This window comes from Streptococcus pluranimalium (genome assembly GCF_047785745.1).
Taxonomy (GTDB): domain Bacteria; phylum Bacillota; class Bacilli; order Lactobacillales; family Streptococcaceae; genus Streptococcus; species Streptococcus pluranimalium_B.
Genome location: NZ_JBLOJT010000088.1, coordinates 1 through 7,594, shown reverse-complemented (window position 1 = coordinate 7,594; position 7,594 = coordinate 1). Strand labels below are relative to the sequence as shown.

General features: G+C 41.7%; 7 protein-coding genes and 1 pseudogene. 6 read left to right on the top strand and 2 right to left on the bottom strand.

From position 1 onward, the window contains the following. Positions 1–74 precede the first annotated feature (74 nt). The 6 genes and pseudogenes from ACMZ6U_RS08315 to ACMZ6U_RS08290 form a co-directional block, all read left to right on the top strand. Positions 75–872 (top strand): annotated as a pseudogene (locus ACMZ6U_RS08315) (5'-nucleotidase C-terminal domain-containing protein); the annotation flags it as partial. Between the two features lie 126 nt (positions 873–998). Further along, a complete protein-coding gene (nrdI, locus tag ACMZ6U_RS08310) occupies positions 999–1,460 on the top strand; it encodes a class Ib ribonucleoside-diphosphate reductase assembly flavoprotein NrdI (protein WP_416107840.1) in 462 nt (153 codons plus the stop codon). Continuing rightward, positions 1,457–1,933: a GNAT family N-acetyltransferase gene (locus ACMZ6U_RS08305; protein ID WP_416107838.1), complete on the top strand. Its 477-nt coding sequence runs from the start codon at positions 1,457–1,459 to the stop codon at positions 1,931–1,933. The genes nrdI and ACMZ6U_RS08305 overlap by 4 nt, the downstream gene beginning before the upstream one ends. Beyond that, complete coding sequence (locus tag ACMZ6U_RS08300; protein WP_416107837.1) at positions 1,930–2,967, top strand: M42 family metallopeptidase; 1,038 nt, start codon at positions 1,930–1,932, stop codon at positions 2,965–2,967. The genes ACMZ6U_RS08305 and ACMZ6U_RS08300 overlap by 4 nt, the downstream gene beginning before the upstream one ends. 38 nt (positions 2,968–3,005) lie before the next feature. Further along, positions 3,006–3,494, top strand: coding sequence for an STM3941 family protein (locus ACMZ6U_RS08295; protein WP_416107835.1), 489 nt, complete (start codon positions 3,006–3,008; stop codon positions 3,492–3,494). Between the two features lie 6 nt (positions 3,495–3,500). Next, on the top strand, positions 3,501–4,001 hold the full coding sequence (locus ACMZ6U_RS08290) for a zeta toxin family protein (RefSeq protein WP_416107834.1): 501 nt from the start codon (positions 3,501–3,503) through the stop codon (positions 3,999–4,001). Between the two features lie 19 nt (positions 4,002–4,020). Here the strand turns inward: ACMZ6U_RS08290 and ACMZ6U_RS08285 are convergent, their stop codons facing one another. Together ACMZ6U_RS08285 and ACMZ6U_RS08280 are read right to left on the bottom strand one after the other, a co-directional pair. Next, positions 4,021–4,830, bottom strand: a complete 810-nt coding sequence (locus ACMZ6U_RS08285; protein WP_416107832.1) for an endonuclease/exonuclease/phosphatase family protein — start codon at positions 4,828–4,830, stop codon at positions 4,021–4,023. Positions 4,831–5,058: 228 nt separating this feature from the next. Further along, the gene (locus ACMZ6U_RS08280; protein WP_416107831.1) at positions 5,059–7,248 is read right to left on the bottom strand and encodes a PTS transporter subunit IIBC; all 2,190 of its coding nucleotides are present in this window, start codon (positions 7,246–7,248) and stop codon (positions 5,059–5,061) included. Positions 7,249–7,594: the final 346 nt, after the last annotated feature.

The window sequence follows — 7,594 nt, the reverse complement described above, 5'->3', positions numbered from 1 at the left end:
GCTAAAGGCATTCTACCATCAATGTCCCGCAAAGGGAATAGTCCAGATAATGGGATGATGGAATCAGTACAGACCCCCAAAATTTAATCAATACGTCTTACCGTACCTATAACTTTGATGTGATTGACGGTATCACTTACGAATTTGACATCACTCAACCAAACAAATATGACAAAGATGGCAATCTGGTTAACGCAGATGCCAGTCGTGTGCGTAACCTTATGTACAATGGCCAAGCAATTGACCCTAATCAAGAATTTATCGTTGTCACCAATAACTACCGTGCTAGCGGAAACTTCCCAGGTGTTCGAAACGCCACCACCAACCGTTTGCTAAACTTGGAAAACCGTCAAGCCATTATCAATTACATCTTGGCTGAAAAGACGATCAACCCATCTGCTGATGGCAACTGGCGTTTTGCTAATACCATCAAAGGACTTGACGTTCGCTTCCAAACAGCTGACAGCGCTAAAGTATTGGTTGATGGCAGTGAAGAACTCGTCTACCTTAACCCTTCTGCTGAGATGGAAGGCTTCGGAGATTACCGTTTTGTCTACACAGAACCAGTCGTGGCAACACCAACTCCAACAGTTGCTACAAATGGTAATCCAGCAGCTACAGTATCAAGCACAAAACTCGACCCGAAAACACAAGCAGCCATCCACAGCTTAGCTGCAAATGCTTATGCCCAAACATTAGCTGCTAAAACTAACCAGAGTTCTCAAGCAACTGTAACGAAAAAAAGATTCTCTCAACAAAACCATAAAAAGACCCTTCCAAACACTGGCGAAACAAGTGGTTTATGGATGACAATCCTAGGATTTGCCAGCCTTGGATTTGTTGCCAAAATCAAAAATCGTAAAGAAAGCTAAGGTTGCTAACTAGAAAATCCACTCAATGAAGTGGATTTTTCGTATGAAATAAGATTTGACTCTAGTTCTCCCTAAGACTATGCTATAATAAACATTGTGAAAACTATATTTTGCTACGGAGGTCTTATGAAATCACTCACCCTTGTCTATGTCAGTCTCAGTGGAAATACGCATAGCTTTGTCACGCGCTTCGCTCGCTTTCTTAAAGAAACGCACGGCATTGAATCCAAATTGATTAATATTAAAGACCTCAAGCATAAAACTTTCCCAGTCGAAGAAGACTTTTTAGCTCTCTTACCAACCTACCTCGAAGGCGGCAATGGACTTGATAACGGCGATACCGAAATTTTGACAACCCCTTTGCGTCAATTTATCGCAGCACATGACAACTACAAAAACTGTTTTGGAATCATCGGGTCTGGCAATCGTAACTTCAATAATCAATATTGCCTCTCAGCTAAGCAGTATGCTGAACAGTTTGGTTTTCCTATGCTAGCTGACTTTGAACTTAGAGGCACCTCTGCTGATATCGAGCGAATTGCTCCGATTGTTCTTAAGGCTCAAGCTGACTTTAACAATATAAAATGATTGAGTATGCCAAAATTTCACTAACTTACCAGCAGGATATCCTGACTTTTCTAAAGCAAAATTGGAGTGGTAAACATATGGCTGTCCGCGGTCAACTTTTTGACCTTTCAATATTACCTGGTTATATTGCACTTCACAATGGTAATATTGTCGGTATGGTTACTTACCGACAGATTACTAAAGCATTAGAAATCATGTCTCTAGACAGTACATTGCCTAATCAAGGTATTGGCAAAAAGCTATGCCAATTCATTGAAGATAAAGCAAAGAAACTAAACCTCAAGGCGATTCACGTTATTACTACCAATGAAAATACTCAAGCACTAGCTTTTTATCACAAAGTAGGTTTTAAACATTATCAAACTCATCTTGATGCTGTTGCTTTAGCTAGAGCATTAAAACCCAGTATCCCTCTTGAAGTAAGTGGCACCCTGATAAAAGATGAGATTGAACTCAGAAAGGAACTCACATGAAAACAACTGTTGATTACATCACTACCCTAACCAACATCCCATCACCAACGGGTTTCACCAAAACGATTATGAATTATATCGTGTCAGAATTACAAAGCTTTGGTTATGAACCTGTTCGCACGCATAAAGGCGGTATTATGGTTTCTGTGACCGGAAAAGACGACGATAAACACCGTGTTGTAACAGCCCATTTAGACACTCTCGGTGCCATGGTTCGTGCTATTAAACCAGACGGTCGTCTCAAAATGGACTTGGTTGGCGGCTTTGTTTACAATGCCATCGAAGGTGAAAACTGTACGGTTCATGTTGCTAAAAATGGTAAGGAAATCTCTGGTACTATCCTCATGCACCAAACTTCTGTCCATGTCTATAAAGACGCTGGTACAGCTGAACGTAATCAGGCTAATATGGAAGTTCGTTTGGATGAAAAAGTAACTACTGCGGAAGAAACACGCGCTTTAGGGATTGAAGTTGGCGATTTCATTTCTTTTGATCCTCGTGTTGTCGTGACACCAAACGGCTTCATCAAATCTCGTCACTTAGATGACAAGGTCAGCGCAGCCATTCTCCTAGAACTCTTAAAAACCTACAAGGATGAAGGAATCGAGCTCCCATATACAACCCACTTCTACTTCTCAGCATTCGAAGAAGTCGGGCACGGTGCCAACTCAAGTCTCCCAAGCCAAACGGTGGAATACCTAGCAGTTGATATGGGAGCTATGGGAGATGATCAAGCAACAGACGAATACACGGTTTCTATCTGTGTCAAAGACGCTTCAGGTCCTTACCACTATGAACTCCGACAACATATGGTAGCTCTTTGTGAGGCGCAAAATATCCCTTACAAACTAGATATTTACCCTTACTACGGTAGTGATGCTTCAGCTGCTGTCCGTGCCGGAGCAGAAGTCAAACACGCCCTTCTAGGTGCCGGTATCGAATCCAGCCACTCTTATGAACGCACTCATACTGATTCAGTAGAGGCAACTGAACGCTTGGTTGACGCTTACCTAAAGAGTAAAATGATTGACTAATTGTCTTAACTATTCAGATTCCAAAGATGGGGAAAGCTATGATTGAACTAATTGTCATCCCAAGTAAAAAACTCGGAAATATGATCTATGCTCTTGTCATCTTCGGACTTCTCTTTTTATTCTCATCCGATATTTTTGCCATCTTAATAGGACTCTTTTCGATTGCCTTCTTTGGATGGGTCTTTATCATTCTTATCAAGAGACTTTTCACCAATCACTCTCTGCTCATTGTTGACGAACAAGGAATGACAGATCATTCTTCCGCACTGGCTCTTGGTTTTGTTCCCTGGGAAGATATTGAAAATATCCAACTTCGCCATATGCTTAATCAGACTTTTATTAGTGTCAGTGTTAAAAATCAGGAAGCTTACCTTGCTAAAATGAGTACCTTACAACGTAATGCTACCAAGGCGAACCTCAAAATGAGGTATCCACTGATTAACATCACCCTTAATACAACAGACAAAAATCCGAGAGCTATTTATAACGAAATCGAAGATAAGTTTGGTCATTTTTACAGAAAGTAAGCTACTATGCCCGCAATAATCATTATCCGAGGTAATGCTGCGTCAGGAAAAACCAGTCTAGCCTACGCTCTTCAAGAAGAAATGGGTGAAAATACCCTATTGCTATCGCAGGATTTGTTACGACGAACCATGCTACATGCTCACGATGGTGTTGATACTCCGACTGTTCCTCTTTTACTCAATCTTCTTGACTATGGCTATGATAATTGTCAAACAGTGATTTTAGAGGGTATCTTGCGGTCAGATTGGTACCAACCTGTCTGGCAAAAAATATTAGAACTCTATAGATTAGAAGATATCTATGCCTACTACTACGATCTCCCCTTTGATGAAACCGTCAAACGACATTCTGGTCGTGAGAAAGCTAAGGAATTTGACCAAGATGCTCTTAAAAGATGGTGGGTTGACAAAGACTACCTGACAGAAATCCCTGAGACAAGGCTAACAAAAGACCTATCACTTGAAGATGCAAAAGCACTCATTCTTACAGACCTCAAAAAGTCCTGATTTCCTGTCAGGACTTTTCTTATACTATCTCAGTTTCCAATCCAAAATGATCGCTAACCACCGGGCTATGATCACCGTCAAAAACAACCTTTGATGAGTTGACCTTAAATGATTTATCCACAAAGGCATGGTCAACTTTGAGTGCCAAATCATTGCCTTCCCAGCCATCAATATCTGCAAGAATGGTGTGATTTCCTGAAATCTCATCAGCGACTGCATGGCTATCCACTAAATTTAAACGACTGTTGATAACTTCTTGATAACCTTGATTTCCCGTAGGATTATTAAAGTCCCCCAGCAAAACCAAAGGATTATCCTCCGACTCCAGAGCTTGCGCCAAGCGTGGCCACTCAATTTCAAAACCCTTTTCCCACCATGACAAATGCAAGCTAACCAGTGATAGTGCTTTCCCTTGCACAGTTGTACGGGCTAAAAGTGCACGGCGAGTGTGGTGATCTCCTGGATCAACAGCTTGCGACGCCAAGATATCCACAGCCTCAATCGGTGTTTTAGATAAGATGGCCACTCCCTCATGGAAGCGCTCATAGCCAATATGATTATATGCCCAGGCCCAGTAGTAAGTTTTCCCCTTTTCCTCCAAGGCTTCTACCAGTCTCAGCGCATAGTTGTCCTCATGAATAGGTGGATTCACCGGCAAAGGTACATGATTGACCACTTGATCAGCTTCCTCACTCGTCATCAACTGATTGATTTCCTGAAGAGCAATCACATCATAATCTTCCTCTAAAACCCTCGCCACCAAATCCTCAAACTTGGTCGCCATCTCCTCTTCCATCCATGAGTGCGTGTTTAGCGTTAGTAATTTCATTGAACAATCCTTTCTACCACATGTTAACTAATACACAAGTTATCCACAAACAGTCAGTTACTACTCATAGAAAATCAAAACCTAATGAATGACTTTTCTTGCTTAAGGTCACTGATGCCCTGGTCAACCTGCTTCATCTGCTGTTGATTTTCAGTGGGTCATTAGGCGATAAACGAAAGAATCCGAGTTCTAAACTCAGATTCTCTTCTAATGACAGTATTGTAACACTTATAGTTTAACGTGTGCAACCACTTCTTTAGCAGATTGTTGCCCTGTTTTATCTAAGTGAACAGATTCAATTTCGGCAGTATTGGTAAAGACGACAACTGTTGTCACTTCGCGACCAGCTGAACGAATAGCTTCTAAATCAGCAACCAGCAAAAGCTCTCCAGCAGTCACGCGTTGACCATCTGTCACCTTGGCTGAGAATGGCGTACCATTGAGCGCTACCGTATCAAGACCAACGTGTACCAAAACTTCTAGACCATTATCGGTAAGAAGTCCGACAGCGTGTTTAGTTGGAAAGACACTTGTAACGATACCTGAAACTGGTGAATAAATATTACCGTTAACAGGTTCAACAGCGAAGCCATCACCCATCATTTTCTCTGCAAAAACAGGATCTGCAACTTTTGAAATGTCTAAAATTTGACCATCAGCCACGCTAACGATAACTTCCTCAACGCCTTTAAAATTAGTATGGCTAGCAACTATAGCATCAGCTTCTTTGACAGTGACCGTTGGAATTTCGGCACCTGAATCGAGTAAGTCTTGAATGTCAGACTTCAAGATATCCGCTTTTGGTCCATAAACCGCTTGAACACCATTACCTTTAACAATCAAGCCCATTGCACCAGCTTGCTTCCAAGCATTTTCAGAACCAACTTTTTCAGTATCATTGACACTGACACGAAGACGGGTCATGCAAGCATCCACATCTGCGATATTAGCTTTACCCCCAAGAAGGTTAATGATTTGAACAATTTGTGAATTCGCATCAGCAACTGCACCATTGCCTGTAGCTTCTGGAGAGTCGTTGAGCATATCAGCATCATAGTTACCATTGCGACCAGCAGTTGCCAAATTCATTTTCTTAATCATGAAATCTGCAACAAAGTACATGATAACTGCAAAGAGCAGCGATACCCAAACAAAGTTGATCAGGTCCATTCCCAAACCAGCTTTAATCGCCATTGGTGTACGAGTCAAGAGTTCAATATTACCAAATGAGTGAACACGAAGGTTAACAATATCTGCCATAGCAAAGGCTGCCCCTTGAAGGAGAGCGTAAACCACGTAAAGTGGCATTGCAGCAAACATAAACATGTACTCAAGAGGCTCTGTAACACCTGTTAGGAAAACAGCTGCTGCTGCAGAGATAAACATGGCTTTGTATTTTGATTTTTTATCAGGGTCAACATTGCGATACATAGCAAGGCTCAAGCCCATCAAGATACCCGTTGCCCCAATCATTTGCCCAACTTTGAAGCGGGCAGGTGTTACGACGTTAAATAAATCATTGTAAGCCGCTGTATCACCAGCACCTTTAAGGTTTATCAAGTCAGTTACCCATGCCAACCAGAGCGGGTCTTGACCAAATACTTGGCTACCAGCACTTGAACCGGTCAAGATATCATAAGTGCCACCAAGTGAGGTGTAGTTCATAGGGATGGTCAACATGTGGTGAAGACCAAACGGCAAGAGCAAGCGTTCCAAAGTACCATACAAGAATGGCGCTAGGACTGGAGCTGTGTCCTGTGATGACGCAATCCATTTACCAAAGCCATTGATTCCTGATTGGATTACTGGCCAGAAAACAGCTAAGACGATCGCTACAATAGCAGAGCGCAAGATGACCACGAAAGGCACGAAGCGTTTCCCGTTAAAGAAAGTCAAAGCGTCTGGCAATTTACGGTAGTTATAGTACTTGTTGTAAGCTGTCGCACCAACAAAACCAGCAATAATACCAACGAATACCCCCATATTAAGAGCAGGATATTCCAAAACACTGGTAAAGTAGTCAGCAACCACCATCTTAGTACCCAAGAAACTGGTCAGCGTTGCCTTAGAGTCAGCCAACATATCGCTTGAAACACCATAAATACCACCAGTAATGCGGTTAATCAAGATGAATGATAAACCAGCCGCAAAAGCACCTCCAGCACGTTCCTTAGCCCAGCTACCACCAATAGCCAAGGCGAAGAGCAAATGAAGGTTTCCAATAATAGCCCAACCAATTTGAGCAACAACATTCCCAATGTTAGTCAACAAAGGGGAATCAGGGTTTATCAAAGGAATCGAATTCCCGATACTAACCATCAGTCCTGCAGCTGGCATAACGGCAATAACCACCATTAAACATTTTCCGAATTTTTGCCAAAACTCGAAACTAAAAAACTGTTGCAGTTTTTCTTTCATGTGACGTCTCCTCACGATTTCCAGACAAAATGTCTTTTAGTTGTTTTGCGCAAACGCTTGCGCTACTTGTAAACTTATTATAACACCTTTTTAAAAATTGTAAAGCGGTTTCACAAAAATACTTTAAAAATACCTAAAATATTCCCTTTATGTCAGTCATCTTTAACCAAGACACACAAAAAAGCCAGGAATGCCAGACACTGCACCCATAAAATGAGACATCAGAAAAACACTCCTGTTGAAAACTAGTAAACTAGAAACAGGAGTGTTTTGTTATAATCAAAAAAGCGTATTCGGTAGAAACTAAGTTAGCCTGTATCGAAATGAAAAAGGCTGGAAAGTCTAA

What these genes read in the sequence shown, in the direction of transcription:
- nrdI (WP_416107840.1), top strand. Translation starts at nt 999, where the DNA reads ATGAAATCACTCACCCTTGTCTATGTCAGTCTCAGTGGAAATACGCAT.
- ACMZ6U_RS08305 (WP_416107838.1), top strand. Translation starts at nt 1,457, where the DNA reads ATGATTGAGTATGCCAAAATTTCACTAACTTACCAGCAGGATATCCTG.
- ACMZ6U_RS08300 (WP_416107837.1), top strand. Translation starts at nt 1,930, where the DNA reads ATGAAAACAACTGTTGATTACATCACTACCCTAACCAACATCCCATCA.
- ACMZ6U_RS08295 (WP_416107835.1), top strand. Translation starts at nt 3,006, where the DNA reads ATGATTGAACTAATTGTCATCCCAAGTAAAAAACTCGGAAATATGATC.
- ACMZ6U_RS08290 (WP_416107834.1), top strand. Translation starts at nt 3,501, where the DNA reads ATGCCCGCAATAATCATTATCCGAGGTAATGCTGCGTCAGGAAAAACC.
- ACMZ6U_RS08285 (WP_416107832.1), bottom strand. Translation starts at nt 4,830, where the DNA reads ATGAAATTACTAACGCTAAACACGCACTCATGGATGGAAGAGGAGATG.
- ACMZ6U_RS08280 (WP_416107831.1), bottom strand. Translation starts at nt 7,248, where the DNA reads ATGAAAGAAAAACTGCAACAGTTTTTTAGTTTCGAGTTTTGGCAAAAA.